Here is a 19,396-nt window from a genome sequence, read left to right on the forward strand (position 1 = left end):
CAGCCAGGGACGAGGAGCACGCATGCGCACAGGTTTTGACCGCGAGGAGTACATCCGGGCCCAGTCCGAGCACATCGCCGCCCGACGGGCCCAGTTCGGCGGCAAGCTCTACCTCGAGTTCGGCGGCAAACTCGTCGATGACATGCACGCCTCGCGCGTGCTACCCGGCTTCAGCCCGGACAACAAGATCGTCATGCTCAAGGAGTTGGCCGACGAGGTCGAGATCATCGTCGCCGTCAACGCCCGTGACTTCCAGCGCCGCAAGGTCCGCGCAGACCTGGGCACCTCCTATGAGGACGAGATCCTGCGCCATGTCGATGCCTTCCGCGACTACGGCCTGTACGTCGGTAGCGTTGTCATCACCCAGTGGACGGACGACAACCGTGAGGCCAAGGCCGTGCGCCGCAAGCTCGAGAAGCTGGGCCTGAAGGTCTACCGCCACTTCATCATCCCCGGCTACCCCAACGACGTCGCCCGCATCGTCTCCGAGCACGGGCTGGGCAAGAACGAGTACATCGAGACCGAGCGCGACCTCGTCGTCGTCACTGCTCCCGGACCGGGCTCGGGCAAGATGGCCACCTGTCTGTCGCAGCTCTACCACGACCACCTGCACGGCCTGACCTCGGGCTACGCCAAGTGGGAGACCTTCCCGATCTGGAACCTGCCGCTGGACCACCCGGTCAACATCGCCTACGAGGCCGCCACCGCGGACCTGGACGATGTCAACATGATCGACCCCTTCCACCTGGCCGCCTACGGCGTCCAGACGGTCAACTACAACCGCGACGTCGAGATCTTCCCCGTCCTCAACCGCCTCTTCGAGAAGATCCTCGGCACCTCCCCCTACCGCTCACCCACGGACATGGGCGTCAACATGGCCGGGAACTGCATCAGCGACGACGACGTCTGCCGCCGCGCGAGCGAGCAGGAGGTCATCCGCCGCTACTACAAGGCGCTGGTGACCGAAACCCGCGAGATGACCGACCCGGTGCAGTCCGAGCGCATCGCCCTGCTCATGGCGAAGCTCGGCGTGACGAAGAAGGACCGCCCCGTCGTCCCCGCCGCCCTGCGCGTGGCCAAGGCGACCAAGGCTCCGGCGGCCGCGCTCGAGCTGCCCGACGGTCAGGTCGTCGTGGGCAAGACCTCTCCCCTCCTAGGGGCCTGCTCCGCCATGCTTCTCAACGCCCTCAAGGCGCTGGCCGGGCTCGACAAGGAGAAGGAGCTGCTGGCCAAGGCCTCAATCGAGCCCATTCAGGCGCTCAAGACCAAGCACCTGGGTTCGCGCAACCCGCGCCTGCACACCGACGAGGTGCTCATCGCCCTGGCCGTGTCCGCCTCGAGCGACCCCGACGCCAAGGCGGCCCTCGACCAGCTGGAGAGCCTGCGCGGCTGCGACGTGCACACCTCGACGATCCTGGGCAGCGTGGATGAGAGCATCCTCCGCGCACTCGGGGTCCAGGTGACCAACGAGCCGGTCTTCGCCACGAAGTCCCTGTACCGCAAGAAGTAGGGGGTCCTGGTGCTGCCCCGGTCGTGAGGTCAGGGCGGCCCTGTCACCGGGGTCCCGCCGCCCCGGGGCCCGGCGGTCAGTACCCGACTGTCAGCGCCGGGAGCGGCGGGCGCGGCAGATGGCGAGCACCGCCCGCTCAACCGCGTGAACAGGGTCCCGAGAGCCACCCTTGACCTCGGCGTCGGCCCGGGCGACGGCGACGATGGCGGTGGCCAGGGCGTCGTCGCTCCACCCGGACAGCTCGCGGCGCGCACGGTCCACCTGCCAGGGGGCCATGCCCAGGTCTCGGGCGGAGAGGTTGCGCCCGCCTGCGGCGGCGACGCGGGCGAGCTGACGGACCTTCATCGCCAGGGCGGAGACGATCGGGACGGGCTCGGTGCCCGTGGCGATGGCGTGGCGCAGGGCCGTGACGGCCCGGGCGACATCCCCGGCCGCGGCGGCGTCCGCCACGGTGAATCCGGTGGCCTCGAAACGTCCGGCGTAGTAGGTGTTGACCTCGCGCACGGTGATGGTGCCCTCGGTGTCCGCCGCGAGCTGGTCGACGGCGCTGAGCAGCTCGCGCAGGTCCGAGCCGAGGGCGTCGACGAGAGCCCCGACGGCGTCGGCCTGCGCACGCCGGCCCCGGTGGTGCAGGTCCGCGGTGACCAGGGCGGCCTTGTCCCGAGGTGACTTGACGGCCTCAATGGTGACGACCGGGTACGGGGAGGCTGCCAGGGCGTCAAGCAGCTTCTTGCCGCGCTGGCCCCCGTTGTGCCGCAGGACGACGGCGACCTCCGGGTCCGCGGCGTCGGTGTAGGCGAGCAGGTCCGCGAGCAGGGCGTCGGTCATCTGCTCAAGGGCGGGCACGAGCACGAGCCGGGGCTCGCCGAAGAGGGACGGGGAGACGAGCGTGGTCAGCTGGTGGGGCTCGTAGGAGGCCGCCTCAAGGGTGGTGACCTGCGTCGTCGGGTCCTTCTCGCGCGCCTGGGCCAGCAGTCGCGCCACGGCCCGGTCCGCGAGGATCTCCTCACCGGAGCGGATGAGGACGATGGGAGCGAGGTCGACCTCGTCCCAGGAGGGTCCTGCGGGCGCACGGCGGGTGCCGCGCGAGGTTCGGGGTGAGGCCATGGGCCAAGCCTGCCACGTGGCGGCGACGCGATTCGACGCACGAGTGCACTCGGCCCGGCGAGAGGCAGACTCTGACGCAGGAAGCGCCGGGCGCGTCGGCTGACGAGCACGCCCACCGCCGCCTCGACGGCGGCCAGGAGCACGGCGCCTCCCACTCCCCCGGGCCAGTTGAGGATGGCACCGGGCAGGGTGGCACAGAACCGGGCGACGACGGCCAGCCAGGCGCAGGAGACCAGCGCCGGCCAGGCAAGCAGGCGCGCGAGACCGGGTGACAGGGGGCTGGTAAGGGCTGCCAGGAGGCCGCTGACGGTGGCCACGGGCACGGGCGGAGCCGCGAGGACATTGGCGGGCACGGCCCACAGGCCCACCTGCGGCTGAAGCATGACGAGCACGGGGGCGCAGGCCGCCTGGGCGACGAGCGGCAGGGCCAGGGCCGCGGCGAGCCACCTGGGCAGCCGCCGTGAGAGGGCTGTCTGGAGTGGTCGGGCGCTCAGCAGGATGCCTGCGGTGGCGGTGACGGACAGGGCGAAGCCGTAGCTGCGTGAGGCCCAGGGGTCGAGCAGCACAAGCAGGACGACGGCGGCGCACAGCGCGGGCACGGAGGCTGAGCGTCGTCCGACGGCGACCCCGGCGAGCATGACGGCCCCCATGACGGCGGCGCGCAGCACGGAGCCTCCGGGCCTGACGATGACCACGAGAGCCACCAGCAGGAGCGCGCCGATCAGGGCGCGCCACCGGCGCGGCACGGGTCCGAGCGCCGCGAGCGCGAGCCCGACGACGAGTGCCACGTGCTGGCCGGAGACGGCGGTTAAGTGCGTGAGACTCACGGCGCGCATCTGCTCCCTCACCCGCTGGGGCAGGGCGTGGTCGTCACCGAGGGCGACGCCGCTGACGAGCTCGCGGCTGCCGGGGGGCCAGCGGTCACGGCGTGTCTCAACGGGCGCAGCAGCCGGGGCGCCGACGGCGTCGGCCAGGCCCTCGCGCAGCCTCCCGACCAGCGCCAGCACCCCGTCGGGCGGCCCGGTCACCTCCACCTCGGCGTCGCGGCCGATGACGGCGGTTTGCGCGTCACCCGGTTCGGTGGCCTGAGCGCGCCCGCTCACGCGCACCCGGGCACCGAGGGGGACGTCCACCCAGGCGGCGCCGCCCAGCACCAGGGCGCTCGCCCGTGACGGCTGTCCGTTGACCTCGTGGACCTTGAGCTCAACGAGCACGGTCGTGGAGCGGTTGGAGGCGATGACACGCGGGGAGGAAACGACGGTGGCGGTGAGCACGCTCGCAGAGCCCTTAGTACCCTCGGTGCCGTCGGAGGCGGCGTGAGTCAGTGGGTCGAGGGCTCGGGCGTGCTGGGCAGCAGCGGTGACGGCGAGCACGCAGGCGGCGGTGAGGAGCACGAGCAGGGCGCTGGCGGCGACGGACCCGCGGGCGGCCCCACCGGGCAGGTCGGCGCCCGGGCGCGGGTCGGCGCGGTGGCGGGCAGGCCTAAAGCGTCGGGTGGCGGGCACCAGGGCGGCGGCCGCGACAGCGAGAGCGAGTGCCGTGAGGGCGCTGGCGCGTGCGCTGTGGCCCACGGCCCACCCGGCCGCGGTCCAGGCCGCCACCGCGGCGGGCGCCAGCCGCAGGTCCAGCGGCTCAGGTGCGGGTGCGCGCCTGAGGTGCCGTTTCCTGTCCGGGTCGCTCCGGCCGGGCCCGGCCTGGTTGGTCGCACCGGGACTGTGAGGTCCCTGGGAGGCAGGACCGTGGCGGCCGGGAGTGGGCCGATCGTGCGGGTCACTCACTGTGCCTGTCACACGCTCACCAGCTCTCGCAGCGCCTCCAGCCTCGCGCTGCCGATGCCGGAGACCGAGGTGAGCTCGTCAACGCTGGTGAAGGCACCGTGCTCGGTGCGGTAGTTGATGATCCGTTGGGCCAGGGCCGGGCCGATGCCGGGCAGGGTCTCGAGCTCGGCGGCGTCGGCGGTGTTGAGGTTGACGGTCCCGGAGGTTCCCGAGCCCCCGGCGGTGCCTGTCGGTCCCGGCGCTCCGGGCCCCTGACCCGCGGGCCCCGGCCAGGGCTCCTCCCCTTGTCGCGGGACACGCACCTGCTCGCCGTCGGTCAGGGGGCGCGCGAGGTTGAGCTGGTCCGTGTCCGCATCCGGCGCCGCTCCCCCGGCGGCGTCGATGGCGTCGATGACGCGGGCGCCCTCCGGCAGGACGACGACGCCCGGTGCGGTGACGGCCCCGGCTACGTGGACGACGACCTGAGCGCTCCCTGTGCCGCCTGCACTGGGGTGATCGGTGGGAGGCGGTGAGGCGGGGTCCACCGGTGCCAGGGCGTTGGCGGCCTGTGCGTCGCCCGTTGAGGAGGCGGTGGTCGAGGGCGTTGCGGCAGGGGCGGCGTTCCCGGGGGCCGTGAGGGCGCTGCGGGCGGCCAGTGCCAGGGACAGGATGATGAGCAGGGCCCCCAGGGTCATGGCGACGGCGGGGGTCACTCCGGTGCGCCGTGGGCGGATCACGGGGTCGACGGGGTCGGGCGCGCAGGCAACACGGATGAGCTCGTCCAGGGGCACGCGCCCCGACCGGTTCACCCGCCTGCCGCTCATGGCACGACGGTAGGACGTTGCCTGCACGCCCTCGGCACGCCTGTGGATTGCCGACGCCGGGCCTGTCGCGGCGCGGGCCTGTGGAGCCCGGCCTGGGCCCCTCATCCCCAGGCTGGGCTCAACTGCCCGATCCCCGGGCTGGGCTCAGCCTCCCAGGGCTGGGGCGACGACAATGCCGAGCGCCCCGGGACCCAGGTGCACGCGGGTCGCCGCGTCGGCCGGTGAGCGCATGATCGTCTCCACCGTTGTGCCGGCCTCTGCCATCGCCTCTGCGAGGTCGTTCTCCAGCGCCAGAGCGGCGGCGGGGTCGTCGCTGTAGTGCACGGCCAGCTGGACCGGGGTCGCCGGCCTGCGGGCTCGCCTGCCGCCCACCGGGCCGCCGGCCTCAGCAACCGCCAGCTCGATGAGCCGACGCCGGGCCCGGGCCCGGCCGCGCACGGCCTCAACCACCTCGATGCCCGTGGATCCCACACGCAGCACGGGACGGATGCCAGGGGTGGAGCCGAGCAGCGCGATGCCCCGGTCCACACGCCCACCCCGGTGGAGGAAGGCCATGTCCTCAACGAGGAAGAACAGGCTCGAGCGCGAGGCGAGCTCGCGGGCCCGGGCGGCGCCGCGCCGCGCGTGATCAGCATCGGCCGCAGCCAGGACGGCGAAACCCTGGGCCCCTCCGGACACGCCCAGGTCGAGCACCGTCACGCGCTGGGACCCGCGCTCACCCGGGTTAAGGGCGCGGGCCGCCAGGCGGGCATTGTCGACCGTGCCGGACAGGGCGGCACTCAGGTGCAGGGCCAGAACCTCGTCGGCGCGCGCAAGGGCTCGGCGGTAGGCCTCGATCAGGGCCTCAACGCTGGGGCGCGAGGTCGTCGTCGGGACGCCGTCGTCGTCGGTGGCAACGGGCAGCTCAACCACCTCGATGCCGCGCTCAGCCGCGAGCGCCGCCGGAAGGCAGGCGGCTGAGTCGGTGACGACGGCGAGGCTCATGCGGATAAGGCTAACCGCCCGCACACGGGGTGCTCGTGCTTACGATGAGCCCATGAATGACGCTGCTGATATCGCCCGTCTCAGGGCGGTCGCCGCCCAGGCCGCTGCTGACGCCGCCGCTGCACAGGCCGCTGCCGCCCAGGCCGCGCTGGAGGCAGCGCTCGCCTCCTCCGGTGAGAGCACCGAGAGCTCGCCCGCCGAGGAGGCCGACGCCGGACAGGCGGGAGCTGCCGACTCCTCGCCGCAGACCGCGGCACCGGCTGAGGCTGCTGAGTCAGCTCAGTACGAGGGCTACGCCGCCGAGGTCCACGACGGGTACGCCTTCTCCGGCAACACCCTGCCGGTCGGCACGTACCTCGAGTGCCAGCCCTCGGTGCTCGACGGCGCTGACCCCGCCCCCGTCGCCGGGCTGCGTGTGGGGATCCCGATGGGCCTGGTCAACCGTCACGTCCTCGTCGCCGGCGCCACGGGCACGGGCAAGACCCGCACGCTCCAGCTGCTCGCGGAGGGGCTGTCCTCGGCGGACGTGCCCGTCTTCCTCTCCGACGTCAAGGGCGACCTCACGGGCATGGCGGAGCCCGGTCAGGCCTCGGAGCGTCTGACCGCGCGCACGGCCTCCACGGGGCAGCCCTGGCAGCCGACCTCCTTCCCCCTGGAGCTGCTCACCCTGGGCGACTCGACGACGGCCAACGGGCAGGCCGCCACCCCGCTGCGCACGACGGTCACTGAGTTCGGCCCCGTCCTGCTGGCCCGTGTCCTGGGCCTCAACGAGACGCAGACCTCCGCCCTGCAGCTCGTCTTCTCCTGGGCGGACGCCGAGGGCCTGGCGCTCATCGACCTCAAGGACCTCAAGGCCGTCGTCGACTACCTCACGGGCTCGGAGGCAGGCAAGGCCGCGCTCAAGACGATCGGTGGCGTATCGGCTGCGACGGCGGGAGTCATCCTGCGCGAGGTCTCCGCCCTGGAGGCCTCAGGCGGCGACGCCTTCTTCGGCGAGCCGGCCCTGGACGTCTCGGACCTGCTGCGGCGCACCACCGACGGGCACGGCATCGTCAGCGCCCTCGAGCTGGCCGACATCCAGAGCCAGGGGGTGCTCTTCTCCACCTTCCTCATGTGGCTCCTCGGTGAGCTCTTCGAGCTGCTCCCGGAGGTCGGGGACCCGGAGAAGCCGACGATGGTGTTCTTCTTCGACGAGGCCCACCTGCTCTTCTCCGACGCGACCAAGCCCTTCCTGGAGGCGGTGACGCGAACCGTGCGCCTCATCCGTTCCAAGGGCGTGGGCATCGTGTTCATCACCCAGTCCCCCACTGACGTTCCCGACGAGGTCCTGGCCCAGTTGGGCTCGCGCGTCCAGCACGCCCTGCGGGCCCACACCCCCGCCGACGCCGCCAAGCTCAAGAAGGCCGTCTCGACCTTCCCAACCTCCCCGCTCAACCTCACCGAGGTGCTCGCGAGCCTGGGAACCGGCCAGGCCGTCGTCTCCGTCCTGGACGAGAAGGGCCGGCCGGCACCGGTCACGGCCGTCGTCGTCGACGCCCCCGCCTCCATCATGGGACCGGGGCAGCCCGCGACCGTCTCCTCCCTCATCACCTCCTCCCCGCTGCGTGCGCGCTACGCCACAGCCGTGGACAACGAGTCCGCCTCCGAGATGCTTGCCGCGCGCGTGAGTGCGGACGCGGCCGCCGCCGCGGCCGCCGCTGAGGCGGCCGAGCGCGCCAAGGCGGAGGCGAAGGCAGCGGCCGAGGCGGAGAAGGCCGCCAAGAAGGAGGCCGAGCGCCAGGCACGTGCGCTGGAGAAGGAGACTGAGCGCGAGCAGCGTGAAGCGGCTAAGCGCGCCGAGAGGCTCCAACGGGAGGCGGAGAAGGCGGCCGAGCGCGCCGCCCGTGAGCAGGAGCGCCGTGAGGAGCGACGCCAGCGCGAGATCGAGAGGACCATCGGCTCCGTGGGCCGCCAGATCACGCGCTCGATCCTCGGCAACATCCTGCGCGGGCGCTGAGACGACGGGCACCGGGTCGCGACGATGAGCCACACCACCGGCACGCGCCCCACCCCCGTCCCTACGGTCCGGGTGCGCTGGGCCTGGCACTGGGGCGCCAGCCTCATACTGCTCGCCACGGCGGCAGTGCTACTGACCGTCTACGAGGGTCTGCCGGACCCCTACCCCATGCACCATTCGCTGACGGGCGTGGCGGACGGCTTCGCGTCCAAGGGCCACGTCGTCGTGTTCCTGCCGACCGTCATCGGCGCCGTCCTGGTGGGGGCCCTCGCCGCCACGAACACCGTCCTGGCCCGCTCACTGCGCACGCGGTCCGAGCGGCCTGTCGGCCGCTACGACCACCTCGACTTGACGGGGAAGAGCACCCCGGAGTCGGTCGCGGCGCTGGGGCCCGTCAACCTGCTGCTCGCCGTGATCTTGTCAGGGGTGTCCCTCCTGCCCGTCATCGGGCCGCTGGCGGGCACCGGCATGATCTGGGGCGGTATCGCACTCCTTATCGCGGTCATCGCCGTCCAGTCGGTGCGTGCCAGGCGCCAGCAGCACAGTTAAGACGCTGCACGCGACACAACGCGGCTCTTCCCAATTGAGGGTGTGGGTGGGGTCTGAGTCCTCCGGTCTCTAGTTGTGCTTTCTTTGGGGTTGTGAACGGGTTGGGTGGAGGTCTGCTGGGCGGGATGCGGGGTTGACGCTCACGTGCGGTCTGGGGAGGCCTTCATGGCGCATGCTGGCGCACCTTTGACGCCTGGGGGGCGTCGTCGTCTTGCCCGCCTGGGGGGCGTCGTCGTCTTGCCCGCCTGGTGGTGGAGGGCTGGTCCATGGGTCGGGCGGCTGAGTGCTTGCGGGTCTGGCCGGCGACGGTCGGCCGGTGGCTGGGGCCGCTGCCGGGCCCCGGTGCGCTGTGTGGAGCGCCATTGATCAGTTCCGGACCACGTTCGGTCGTTTGGACCACGTTCGGTCGTTTGGACCACCCCAGACGCGTCCGTAGGTGGTCCGAACGACGGCAGGTGGTCCAAGATGGCAGCAAGTGGTCCACACTAACTGTGCTTCCTCGGGACAAGACCCCTGCCTACCACCAGCACGCCCCCGCGTGAGCGAGAGAGGGGGGGGCGCTGGCGGGCCTGGCCCACCACTTGCGACCGCGCGGCGCAGCACCGCGCCCACCGGCCACGGCCAGGCCCCGAGCCAGGCCAACGCCGCGGCCCCGCGTCGGCCCCAAAAGGGACGGCCCCCTTACGCAGGCGCCCTGGCCCAGGCCCTGAACCCACCGTCGCAAGGGCCAAGCCCATCCGCAACCGCGCCCACCTCGACGCCCACAGCCCCTTCCAGAACCTGGACGATCTGGACGACGCCCGTGACCGCCACCACCCAGCAGGCCCCACTGGGCGGGCACCACCCGCCCCCACCCCACCACCGCCACGCTGCACCCCCGCCCGGGCACGACAGCACCCTCCAACCAGCCACCAACACCCCCCACACCCACCACCCCCAACCAGCAACCACCGACACCAGACAAACCAACCCCCACCAAACCCGGAGCCTGACACAACTAAAGACCAGAGGACTCAAACCCCACCCACACCCTCAAATGGGATGAGCCCACAACGCCCGCTCCCTCAGCCAAGGCGGGAGGCGGTGTATCGCAGGGACCGCACCTGCATCCCCGGCAGGGCGGCGAAGGAGTACACCGCAGCCGCCACCACGCCGACCGTCATGGACGCCCCGAGGGCCACGAGCACGCCCGGCCAACGCGTCCATACCCACACCACGACTGCCAGCAGCGCCACGAGACTCACTGTGCAGCGCGGGCGCCCCACCACGGTGACGGCGCTGAGCCGCAGCAGCGTTCCAAGCGGCGCGTCCACGTGAGCTCGCACCGCCCAGGACACGAGCGCCCAGACCAGGTAGCCCACGTTGACCACGAGCAGCAATCCGGACACACCCACCCCGACGACGCCGCCCAGCAGGTTCCAGTTGGCCAGGTAGTAGTCCCAGGCCAGGAGCGCCCCGACGGCCGCCTGAGCCCAGCCGAAGCGGTTGGCCGCCGCGACGTCCTGTTTCCAGGCGGCGTGGAAGGTGCACCAGGTACGGCGGACGGTCCAGGAGAAGTCCTCGTCAAGCATCCAGGTCCGGTAGGTGGCGAAGGCGGCACCCACCGCCGGGAAGAAGCCCGCCGCCACCGCGCCCATACACGTGTGGACGACCATGGCGCAGTTGATGACGAAGACGATGAGGATGACCCGGCACACCCGCTCGTACCCGATGGCGAAGGAACGCATCAGCCCTTGACCGCCCCGATCATGACGCCCTTGTTGAAGTACTTCTGCAAGAACGGGTAGATGATGAGCAGCGGCACCGTGGAGACGATGATGACGCCGAACTTGATCTGATCCGCGAAGTTCTGCGACTGCAAGGCGCTCATGCTTGCGGCCCCGGCCTGGGTCTGGTTGGCCAGCAGAATCATCTGCAGCACGTTCTGCAGGGGCTGGAGCTCCTGGTTGTGGATGTAGATCAGGCCCGTGAAGTAGTCGTTCCAGTGGCCCACGAAGTAGTACAGGCCGATCACCGCGATGATCGCGCCCGACAGCGGCAGCACGATGCGGAAGAAGAACCCGAAGTAGGACAGGCCATCCACCTGCGAGGCGTCACGCAGCTCCTCCGGGATGGAGTTCTCAAAGAAGGAACGGGCGATGATCATGTTGAACACGCTGAAGGCGCCCGGCAGGATGAACACCCACATCGAGTTCAGGAGCCCCAGCTGGCGCATGAGCAGATAGCTGGGGATGAGCCCGCCGGAGAAGAACATGGTGAAGGCGAAGAAGAACATGATGATTCGCCGTGGCCGGAACTCGCGGCGCGACATGGCAAAGGCCGCGGGCAGCGTCACCACCAGGTTCACCGCCGTCCCCACGAAGGAGTAGATCAGCGTATTTCGGTAGCCGGTCCAGATCCGGGAGTCGGCGAGAATATGTGCATACCCCGCGAAGGTGATGCCACGCGGCAGCAGCGTCACCTTGCCCGTTGACACGAGGGTCGGGTCGGAGAAGGAGGCGATGACAATGAACCACACCGGGTAGATGACCGCCAGGACGATGGCGACGACGATGAGGGCGAGGACGACGTCGATGAGCCGGTCCGCGGGTGTCTTGGAGAACCCGCGACGTGTCCGCTTCGCGCATCCCGGAAGAGTGATCTTCGGTGCCGGCCGGTTCGCGGGGCTGTCCGGGATGGTCCCGGCAGGGCTGCTCGAGCTGGTCGTATGAGTCATGATTCAACCGTCCTAGAACAGGCTCGTGTTGCTGGTACGCCGGGCCACCGCGTTGGCCGCGACAAGGAAGATGAAATTGACGACGCTGTTGAACAGGCCGATGGCCGTGGAGTAGGAGAACTGGCTCCCCAGGATTCCGATCCGGTAGGTATAGGTGGAGATCACCTCAGAGGAGGTGATATTCAGCGCGTTCTGCATCAGCCACACCTTCTCGAATCCAACTCCCAGCACCGATCCCATATTGAGAATGAGCAGGATGCCCGCCGTCGGCATAATGGCCGGCAGGTCCACGTAGCGAGTGAGCTGCAACCGCCCGGCGCCGTCGAGCTTGGCCGCCTCGTACAGAGACAGGTCGACGGAGGACAGGGCCGCCAGGTAGATGATGCAGTTCCAGCCGGCGTGCTGCCACACCTCAGTCACCCAGTACACGCCGGTGAAGGCGGAGGCCTCCCCCATGAGGTTGGTGCCGCCGAACAGACGGCCCACCATGCCGGTTCCGGGAGCGAGGAAGATGTTGATCATCGCGACCATGACCACTGTGGAAATGAAGTGGGGCATGTAGGTAATGGTCTGCACCATGCTCTTGGCGCGCTTGGAACCGATCTGGTTGATGAGCAGCGCCAGGATGATCGGGGCGATGAATCCCATGACCAGGGTCCACAGGCTGATGCGCAGCGTGTTGGTGAGGATCCGGGTGAACATCGGGTCGCGGAAGAACTGCCGGAAGTACTCCAGGCCGATGAACTCCCCGCCGGTGAGCCCCTTGGTGATGTCGTACTCCCTGAAGGCCAGCTGCACGCCGTACATGGGCACATAGCTGAACAGCGCCACGAACACGATCGCCGGCGACACCATGACCCACAGCTGCCAGTAGCGCGACAGGTGGGCGCGCACGCGCGTCGGCAGGCTCTCGCGCCGCCGCGCAGGCACTGAAGCGGCGGGGCCGTCAATGTCAGTCATCACGCCTGCGCCTCCTGTGCGATCTGGTAGGCGACGGCCGACCAGGGCTCGAGCCGACCTGCTGCCAGCGCCGCGACGACGTCGTCGTCGGAGTCGTTGGCGATGAGGATGCGGGACGGGTCCGGCTCTCCGATGAGTTCCGAGCTGGTGGGCGGCAGCGCCACCGCCTCGCCAGAGAGGTTGACGACGACGAGCAGTGCCTGCGCACCCAGACGGCGGGTGAAGGCGTAGACCTCCGTGTCGGTGTCCACGGCCTGCCAGTCGCCGATCGCCACCACCGGCTCGCTGTGGCGCAGGTGGATGAGCTGGCGGTAGAAGGAGAAGACCGAGTCCGGGTCGGTGCGCTGCGCCTGGGCGTTGAGCTCGACATAGTTGTCGTTGACGTCGATCCAGGGGCCATTGCCCCGAGTGGAGGTGAACCCGGCGTAGGCGGAGTCATCCCACTGCATGGGGGTGCGGGCGTTGTCGCGGCCCATGGCGGCCAGGCCCTGCATCATCTCCTCGTGGCTGACAGTGCCGGCATGGTGAACCAGCTGGGCGTAGAGGTTGACGGACTCCAGGTCGCGGTACTGCACCAGGCTGGTGTAGCCGGCGTTGGTCATGCCCAGCTCCTCCCCCTGGTAGATGAACGGGGTCCCCCGGTGCAGGTGGAGCAGCAGCGCCAGCGCCTTGGCGGATCGCACGCGCAGGGCCGGGGTGGAGTCGTTCCCCCAGCGGGAGACCACGCGCGGCTGGTCGTGGTTGCAGAAGTACAGGGAGGGCCAGCCGTGCTCGGCGGTGTCCCGCTCGTAACGCTCGAAGACGCCGCGCAGGTCGGAGACCTTCCAGGGCCGGACGCTGAACTTGCCTGCAGGGCCGCCCTGGTCAATGCCGGTGTGGTCGAAGAGGAACAGCATGTCCAGCTCGCCGCGCTGCGGGTCGGTGATCTCGGCGGCGCGCGGGGAGCTGACGCCCAGGGCCTCGCCGATGGTGAGGGCCCCGTCCCTGCCGTCGAACACCTCGCGGCGCATCTGGGCCAGGTACTCGTCCAGGCGCGGGCCGTCGGCGCTGAAGGGGACGGCGGAGGAGAACCCGTCCGGCCCCGCCTGAAGGGTGGGCACATCCGAGCCCGCGGTACCGGGCAGGCGGCCGAGGTCGTCGACGCGCTTGGAGATGAGCGTGATGACGTCCATGCGGAAGCCGTCCACGCCGCGGTTCATCCACCAGTTCATCATGGCGAAGATGGCCTCGCGCACCCGCGGGTTCTCCCAGTTCAGGTCCGGCTGCTTGGGCGAGAACAGGTGGAGGTAGTACTGCCCGCGCTGCTCGTCGTAGGTCCAGGCGGGCCCGCCGAACAGGGAGCCCCAGTCGTTCGGCTCGGCTCCCGGGGTGCCCGGGACCGTCCCCGGGCGGGCAGGTGCCCACCAGTAGAAGTCTGCGTACTCGGCCTCGGAGGTGCGCGAGGCCTGGAACCAGGCGTGCTCGTCGGAGGTGTGGTTGGCCACGAGGTCCAGGACGATCTTGATGCCCAGCTCGTGCGTGGCCACGATGAGGGCGTCCATATCGGCCAGCGTGCCGAACATCGGGTCAATGGCCTGGTAGTCGGCAATGTCGTAGCCGTTGTCCTCCTGCGGAGAGACGAACACCGGGCTGAGCCACAGCACATCCACGCCCAGCTCGGCCAGGTACGGCAGCCTGGAGATGATCCCCACCAGGTCTCCGAAGCCGTCGGCGTTGGAGTCCTGGAAGGAGCGCGGATACACCTGGTAGACGACGGCGTTGGCCCACCAGGGGTGACTCTGGGCACCGTTGGAGTGTCCCGGCGGAAGCGCGTCGCGATCGGTTGCGGTCATGAGGGCGTGGTCCTTCTGTGTCCTTCGGTGTTCTGGTTCGGTGGCGTCGGGGCGGCTCACACGACCCACCGGGCATGGGCGGGTCGCGTGAGCCGGTACCGACCGACGACGGGCTTGACGCCCGTGTCACTGGGAGTCGGGCGCCGTGAGCCCGACGTAGGGGGCGACGACCCGCTCCTGGCTGAGGTCCATGACCTCGGCCTGCGCGGCATCCCCGGTGATCATGTCGATCGCATTGGAGTCGGCGAGGTCGGTGTCGTAGGGGCTGTGCTCGGTGAGCTCTCCCCTGCCGCCGCCGAAGCGGTACTTCGCCACCCAGTCCTCGCATGTCTGGGCACTAAAACATGCGGCGGAGTAGACGGGCCGGACGTTGCCCACGGACTCGCTGTCCTCGGCGGAGGAGTACAGGGACACCTGGTAGCCGGCCCGAGCCAGGTCCAGCCCCTCCAGGACCTCGGCGTTCACGGAGGCGATGATGTACGGTCCGGTCACCGTCAGGGTGACATCACCGACCCGCTGGCCCGCGGCGTCGTAGATGCCGGGGCCGAAGGTGGAGCCCTCATTGCGGCCGTCGGCCACCACGACGTAGTCCCAGGCGCCGGACGCGAAGGTGTTGGTACCCGCGAGCAGCGCGGTGACCTCAGTGTCGGTGGCGGTGGCGTCGCGCAGGTACAGGTTGAGCCGCTGGGTGCTCATGCCGTTGGCGCCCCACGGGTTGGTGACGTCGCTGGCGAGCGTCGTCACGAAGCGCACGACGCCGCCGTCGCGGTAGACCTTCATCGCGGTCAGGTCGAAACCTCCGGGTGAAAAGGCGGAGTCGGTCGGGTAGGTGTAGCTGCCGGGCCCGTTGTCGTCTCCGCGCGGGTCCTCAAGGGATCCGACGAGGTCACCGAAGGCCTGCACCATGTAGCGCCGCACCGACACTGTCCCGGTCTCGGAGTAGGCGACCACCCGCACCCAGTTGGTGACGTCGGGCAGGCGCAGCCGGGCGTTGAAGCACCCGTGGGAGATGGGCACCTCCTGCTGCTCGCCGTTGACCGTGATGGCCACGCGTGCCGCGTCGGTGGTGCCCGTCAGCCCCACCTGCCGTGAGGTGAGGGTGGCGCCGTCGGTCAGTCCGACGACGGTCAGTGCCGGGGCGGGCCCCTGGGGCTGGCCGTCGGCCTCGGCGTTCCACCCGTCCCAGGTCTCGGCGTCGAAGTTGAGCCGGCCGGTCTCGTGGGAGGCCCAGTTCTCGCCGGCCTTGAGGATGGCCTCGCCACCGACCGTGTAGTTGTGCAGGTACAGGCCGTTGCGGTCGGTGACCTCGTTGCCGAGAGTGACCGGCTCGCCGTCGGTGTTGGTCAGGAGCGTGAGCACGCTCTGCTGGAGGTAGGGGCTCTGCCCGCCCCAGGAGTCAATGTGGAAGCCGTCGATCTCAATGTTCTCCATGTCGGACAGGGCGTAGATACGCATGGCGCAGTTGACGCCGCCCTCCACCGTGGTGTTTGTGAACCGCATGTTGCGCACGGTCGTGGCCGGATCGGCTGTCGTCCTTGAGCCCATGTCCTGCCAGTGGGTGGAGGAGTTGAACACGCAGGTGTTGTAGCCGACTCCTCCGGAGTACATGCGGTTGTGGATGACAGCGGTGGAGTCCACGTTCACGCCGTCGATGTTTCGTGGGGTCCAGCCCCACTGGATGACCGGGCCGTTCTCGTTCTTCCACACGACGGTGTCATTGACGTTGACCCCGGAGTGGTAGAGCTTGAGGACGTCGTCGTTGGCGTGGAAGAAGGTGTGGCTCATGGTGGAGCCGGAGTACATCTCGATGCCGTCGGTCTGCCAGTACCAGCCGCCCACCTGCTGATAGTTGGACACGTCCATGCGGAAGGTGTCCTCGTTGCCGTAGACCACGAAGGAGTGGTACGGCGGCTCCTTGATGGTGATGCCCTGCAGCTCGAGGTGCTGCTCGGCGTCGGAGGAGCCGAACTGCAGCATCTTGACGCAGGTGGCGTGGCAGTTATCCGCTTTGGGGTCCTTGCGCTGGTAGTTGTTGGCGGTATCGGACTCGTAGGGGTACTGCTCGCCCGACAGCACGCCGTAACCGGTGACCCGGTAGTCGCTCTGACCGCCGCCCACCGGGTCGGCGGGGTCCGCGAAGCGGAAGGCGCCCTTGACGAAGGCGCCGGGTGCCAGGTAGACCCACCGAACGTTCTCGGGCAGCAGGGCCCGGTAGTTCGAGCCCATCCAGTAGGTGCCCGGACCGAAGTACAGGATCTCCGCCGTGGTGGAGTCCAGATCGGTGACCTGGCCCGGCTCGACGTACTCAAGTGAACCGTCGGCGGCGGTGGGGACCGTGCCCGCGGGCGCCGGCGGTTGGGCGAAGATGAGCAGGGCGTTGCGGGGCTCGGTCTCGATGGGCACGTTCCCGTCAGCCTGTGTGGCCAGTCCCGTGGAGGCGTTGGCGTAGACCGTCATGAGCTCGGGAGCGAACTCCACGGATATGCGCACACCCGCCTCAGAGGCAGGCACCTCGATGCGGATGGTGTTCTCGTCCACCAGGGTCGTGTGCAGGCGCAGCGAGGCCGGGCGGATGGTCACCTCGTCGAGGGAGGAGATGGTGGCGCCGGTGTTGAGGGAGACCTCGACGACGGCGTCGGCCGACTGCTCGAAGGTGGACCAGGACATGGTGGCCCCAGCGTTGGAGGCGAAGTCGGCGCCATCCTCGGAGGTGTAGCCGTGCTTGCCCTCCCCGTTGCGGGGAATGGACAGGTAGGTGAAGGACTCGCTCATGTTCTCGGGCGAGTCGGCGGGTGCGACGCGCACCGTGTAGAAGGGCGACTGGCGCACCTGGTCCTCGGCGATGGCGGAGTCGGCGTTCTTGACGGCATTGTCGTGGGTCCAGGTGCGTACGGGGCCGGCCTGGGAGTCAGCGCCGGGCGTGGGGGCCGCGCTCGACGCGGCGGTGGTCGAGACAGTGGGGGCCTGCAACGTCGGATCGGCCGGGCCGGGGGCCGGCCGTTGGCAGCCGGTGAGCACGGTGGCGCAGGCGAGCAGGGCGATACCGGCCCTGAGGGCGGCGGATGGGATGAACTGGTCAAGCATGGGGGTCCTCCTCGGGCGAGGGCGGGCGGCACGCACGGCGCCATGCGCACGACGCCGTGGTGGTCGCGTGCCGACCGCCCTCAAGGGGTGTGCAATGAGCTGTCGCTCACTCGCTCAGCGAGTTGAGGTCCACACCCAGTTTGTCCATCTGCGCCTTGTAGGAGTCATAGATCTCCTGCTGCACAGCGATCGACTCGGCCAGGTTGTTCGCCTCGAGGCCGGCCACGTAGTCGTCCCATTCGTTCTCGACGCCGCCCTGAGTGATCCACTGGGCGAACCTGCTCATGGCGTTCTGGTTGATGCCGGTGGCGTTCTTGGCCAGAGTGCGCGACTGCTCCGGGGTCTGAGGCATGTTGGAGTACAGCACGTCCCGGTTGAGGTCGATGTTGGCGTAGTTGTCGTGGTAGACGGCGTCGACCTCGCGGTACTCGGTGTGCTCGGGCGGCAGCTCCAGCTTCATCTCCGAGCGGATCCAGCCGGGGGCGCCATCCGCCAGGGCGTTGGTGAACTGCCAGTCGGAGGCGTTCTTGGTGGAGTCGGCCGGCTCCAGGACCGTGTAGTCGTTCTCCGCGTTGCGCGTCACGCACGTGTCGAAGGCGCCGTAGCGCATCTGGACGGTCATGTCCGCGCTGTAGAAGGCGTTGACGACGGCGAGGGCCGCCTCCTTGTTGCTCGGGTTGGCGGAGACGACGGCGCGGTTGGCCTGGTAGGCGAGGTCATCACCGTTGTAGGTCCACACGGTCTTCTCACTCTGACCGGCCTGGGCCTGGAGTGCGGGAATGGTGACGTACTGGGAGCCGAGGGTCGAGCCGAAGATGTCCGACGGCGTCCACATCCAGGTCACACCCACCTTGGCAACGTCGCCGTCGCCCTTGGAGGTCGAGGTGTAGGCGGACCAGTCGTGGGTGAAGGCCTCCTCAGAGATGAGTCCCTTCTCCCACAGGCGGCGCAGGTAGACGATGAGCTCCTTGTAGGCGGGGTCGGTGAGGTAGTTCTTGACGACGCCGTCCTGGGCGTACATGCCCAGCGCCCCGGAGGAGACGGTGATGCCGCGCGAGGACAGCAGCACGTTGGGGTTGAACAGGCCGAAGCCGTCCGTTCCCGGGGCGTTGAAGTCCAGCGGGATGACTCGTGCACCGGTGCCCGTGGGGTCGCCGTTCTTGAAGGCCTCCAGGCAGGTCTCAAGCTCGTCCCAGGTGGTGGGGACCGCCAGGCCGAGCGTGTCGAGCCACTGCTTGTTGATGAACATGTGGTTGGAGGAGCGGGCCGTGATGGAGCGGGCCACGGTGGGGGTGCCGAGGATCTTGCCGTCGGTGGTGGTGGACACGACCCGGGCGTAGGGCTCGGCGTCGAACATGGCCTGCACGTTGGGCAGGGAGCCCAGCTCCGGGGTGAGGTCCATGAACAGGCTGCCGAAGTCCGCCATGTCGCCCGAGCCGAAACCGCCGATGGTGATGTCGGCGACGTCGCCGGCTGCCAGGGAGGCCTTCTTCTGCTGGTCCCAGGATGCCGACGGCGTCTCCAGCCACTGGATCGAGCAGCCCGCCGCCTCCTGAAGGGACGTGGTCCAGGCGAGGTCGGCCATCGCGGCGGTGCGCGAGTCCTTGACCACCTGCACCGTGACGATCGGCTTGCCGTCAGCGGTGGTGGTGCTGCCGCCGCCTCCACAGGCGGCGAGCCCCACGGTGGCGGTTGCCACCGTGCCCAGCGCCAGGAAACCGCGTCGAGACGTCTTCATCATTCCTCACTCCTCGTCGAGCCGAGTCATACCTGTCGGGCCCGGCTCCTGCTCGGGCCTCCGGTTCTGTCGGGAGGAAGGTTATGACGGACACAAGTTTTGCGCAATACTTGCGCACCCGTTTGCGTGTCGAGATAACTCTCGATCATGGAGGCGGCCGCTCCTGGCCGGGGGTGGGTGCCAGATACAGTGCAGATACAGTGCAGATACTGTGCCAGAAACAGTGCCGGGAGCAGGGCGGACGACGGCGACGCCGTCGACACCGGCGGTCACAACAGACGATGGCAGTCGTGACGGACGACGTCGGCCGCGTCAGTCACGTCGGCCGTACCAGACGTC

13 protein-coding genes are annotated in these 19,396 nt (G+C 69.5%); 3 read left to right on the forward strand and 10 right to left on the reverse strand.

Annotated elements, in window-relative coordinates:
* Nucleotides 1-22: 22 nt before the first annotated feature.
* Complete coding sequence (locus ID810_RS07430; RefSeq protein WP_166854782.1) at nucleotides 23-1,510, forward strand: DUF1846 domain-containing protein; 1,488 nt, start codon at nucleotides 23-25, stop codon at nucleotides 1,508-1,510.
* Between the two features lie 90 nt (nucleotides 1,511-1,600).
* Here ID810_RS07430 and holA read toward each other — a convergent pair whose 3' ends face one another.
* The 4 genes from holA to ID810_RS07450 all read right to left on the reverse strand — a co-directional run bounded on the left by holA (nucleotide 1,601) and on the right by ID810_RS07450 (nucleotide 6,182).
* Nucleotides 1,601-2,494 carry a DNA polymerase III subunit delta gene (holA, locus tag ID810_RS07435; protein WP_166854781.1) on the reverse strand — a complete coding sequence of 298 codons (894 nt, stop codon included), beginning with the start codon at nucleotides 2,492-2,494 and terminating at the stop codon, nucleotides 1,601-1,603.
* Nucleotides 2,404-4,188, reverse strand: a complete 1,785-nt coding sequence (locus ID810_RS12655) for a ComEC/Rec2 family competence protein (RefSeq protein ID WP_279586915.1) — start codon at nucleotides 4,186-4,188, stop codon at nucleotides 2,404-2,406. The genes holA and ID810_RS12655 overlap by 91 nt, the downstream gene beginning before the upstream one ends.
* A gap of 215 nt (nucleotides 4,189-4,403) precedes the next feature.
* Nucleotides 4,404-5,198: a ComEA family DNA-binding protein gene (locus ID810_RS07445; protein ID WP_188232592.1), complete on the reverse strand. Its 795-nt coding sequence runs from the start codon at nucleotides 5,196-5,198 to the stop codon at nucleotides 4,404-4,406.
* 144 nt (nucleotides 5,199-5,342) lie between these two features.
* Nucleotides 5,343-6,182: a DegV family protein gene (locus tag ID810_RS07450; RefSeq protein WP_166854779.1), complete on the reverse strand. Its 840-nt coding sequence runs from the start codon at nucleotides 6,180-6,182 to the stop codon at nucleotides 5,343-5,345.
* 52 nt (nucleotides 6,183-6,234) lie between these two features.
* On the opposite strand from ID810_RS07450, the gene ID810_RS07455 reads away from it, so the two are divergent.
* Both ID810_RS07455 and ID810_RS07460 read left to right on the forward strand, forming a co-directional pair.
* Nucleotides 6,235-8,178 (forward strand): helicase HerA-like domain-containing protein, encoded by a 1,944-nt coding sequence (locus ID810_RS07455; RefSeq protein ID WP_166854778.1) that lies wholly within the window; start codon nucleotides 6,235-6,237, stop codon nucleotides 8,176-8,178.
* A 24-nt stretch (nucleotides 8,179-8,202) separates the two neighbouring features.
* Nucleotides 8,203-8,727 (forward strand): DUF1648 domain-containing protein, encoded by a 525-nt coding sequence (locus ID810_RS07460; protein ID WP_166854777.1) that lies wholly within the window; start codon nucleotides 8,203-8,205, stop codon nucleotides 8,725-8,727.
* Nucleotides 8,728-9,791: 1,064 nt separating this feature from the next.
* Here ID810_RS07460 and ID810_RS07465 read toward each other — a convergent pair.
* From ID810_RS07465 to ID810_RS07490, 6 genes are all read right to left on the reverse strand, one after another.
* Complete coding sequence (locus ID810_RS07465; RefSeq protein ID WP_166854776.1) at nucleotides 9,792-10,454, reverse strand: YesL family protein; 663 nt, start codon at nucleotides 10,452-10,454, stop codon at nucleotides 9,792-9,794.
* Nucleotides 10,454-11,443, reverse strand: a complete 990-nt coding sequence (locus ID810_RS07470; RefSeq protein WP_166854775.1) for a carbohydrate ABC transporter permease — start codon at nucleotides 11,441-11,443, stop codon at nucleotides 10,454-10,456. Before ID810_RS07470 ends, ID810_RS07465 begins: the two co-directional genes overlap by 1 nt.
* Nucleotides 11,444-11,455: 12 nt before the next feature.
* Nucleotides 11,456-12,403 (reverse strand): ABC transporter permease, encoded by a 948-nt coding sequence (locus tag ID810_RS07475; RefSeq protein ID WP_166854774.1) that lies wholly within the window; start codon nucleotides 12,401-12,403, stop codon nucleotides 11,456-11,458.
* A complete protein-coding gene (locus ID810_RS07480) occupies nucleotides 12,403-14,235 on the reverse strand; it encodes an alpha-glucosidase (protein ID WP_166854773.1) in 1,833 nt (610 codons plus the stop codon). Before ID810_RS07480 ends, ID810_RS07475 begins: the two co-directional genes overlap by 1 nt.
* 126 nt (nucleotides 14,236-14,361) lie before the next feature.
* A complete protein-coding gene (locus ID810_RS07485) occupies nucleotides 14,362-17,319 on the reverse strand; it encodes a glucodextranase DOMON-like domain-containing protein (RefSeq protein WP_166854772.1) in 2,958 nt (985 codons plus the stop codon).
* A gap of 106 nt (nucleotides 17,320-17,425) precedes the next feature.
* Nucleotides 17,426-19,060, reverse strand: coding sequence for a type 2 periplasmic-binding domain-containing protein (locus tag ID810_RS07490; RefSeq protein WP_235931396.1), 1,635 nt, complete (start codon nucleotides 19,058-19,060; stop codon nucleotides 17,426-17,428).
* Nucleotides 19,061-19,396: the final 336 nt, after the last annotated feature.

Origin of the sequence: Actinomyces respiraculi, assembly GCF_014595995.2 — a bacterium.
Taxonomy (GTDB): Bacteria; Actinomycetota; Actinomycetes; order Actinomycetales; family Actinomycetaceae; genus Actinomyces; species Actinomyces respiraculi.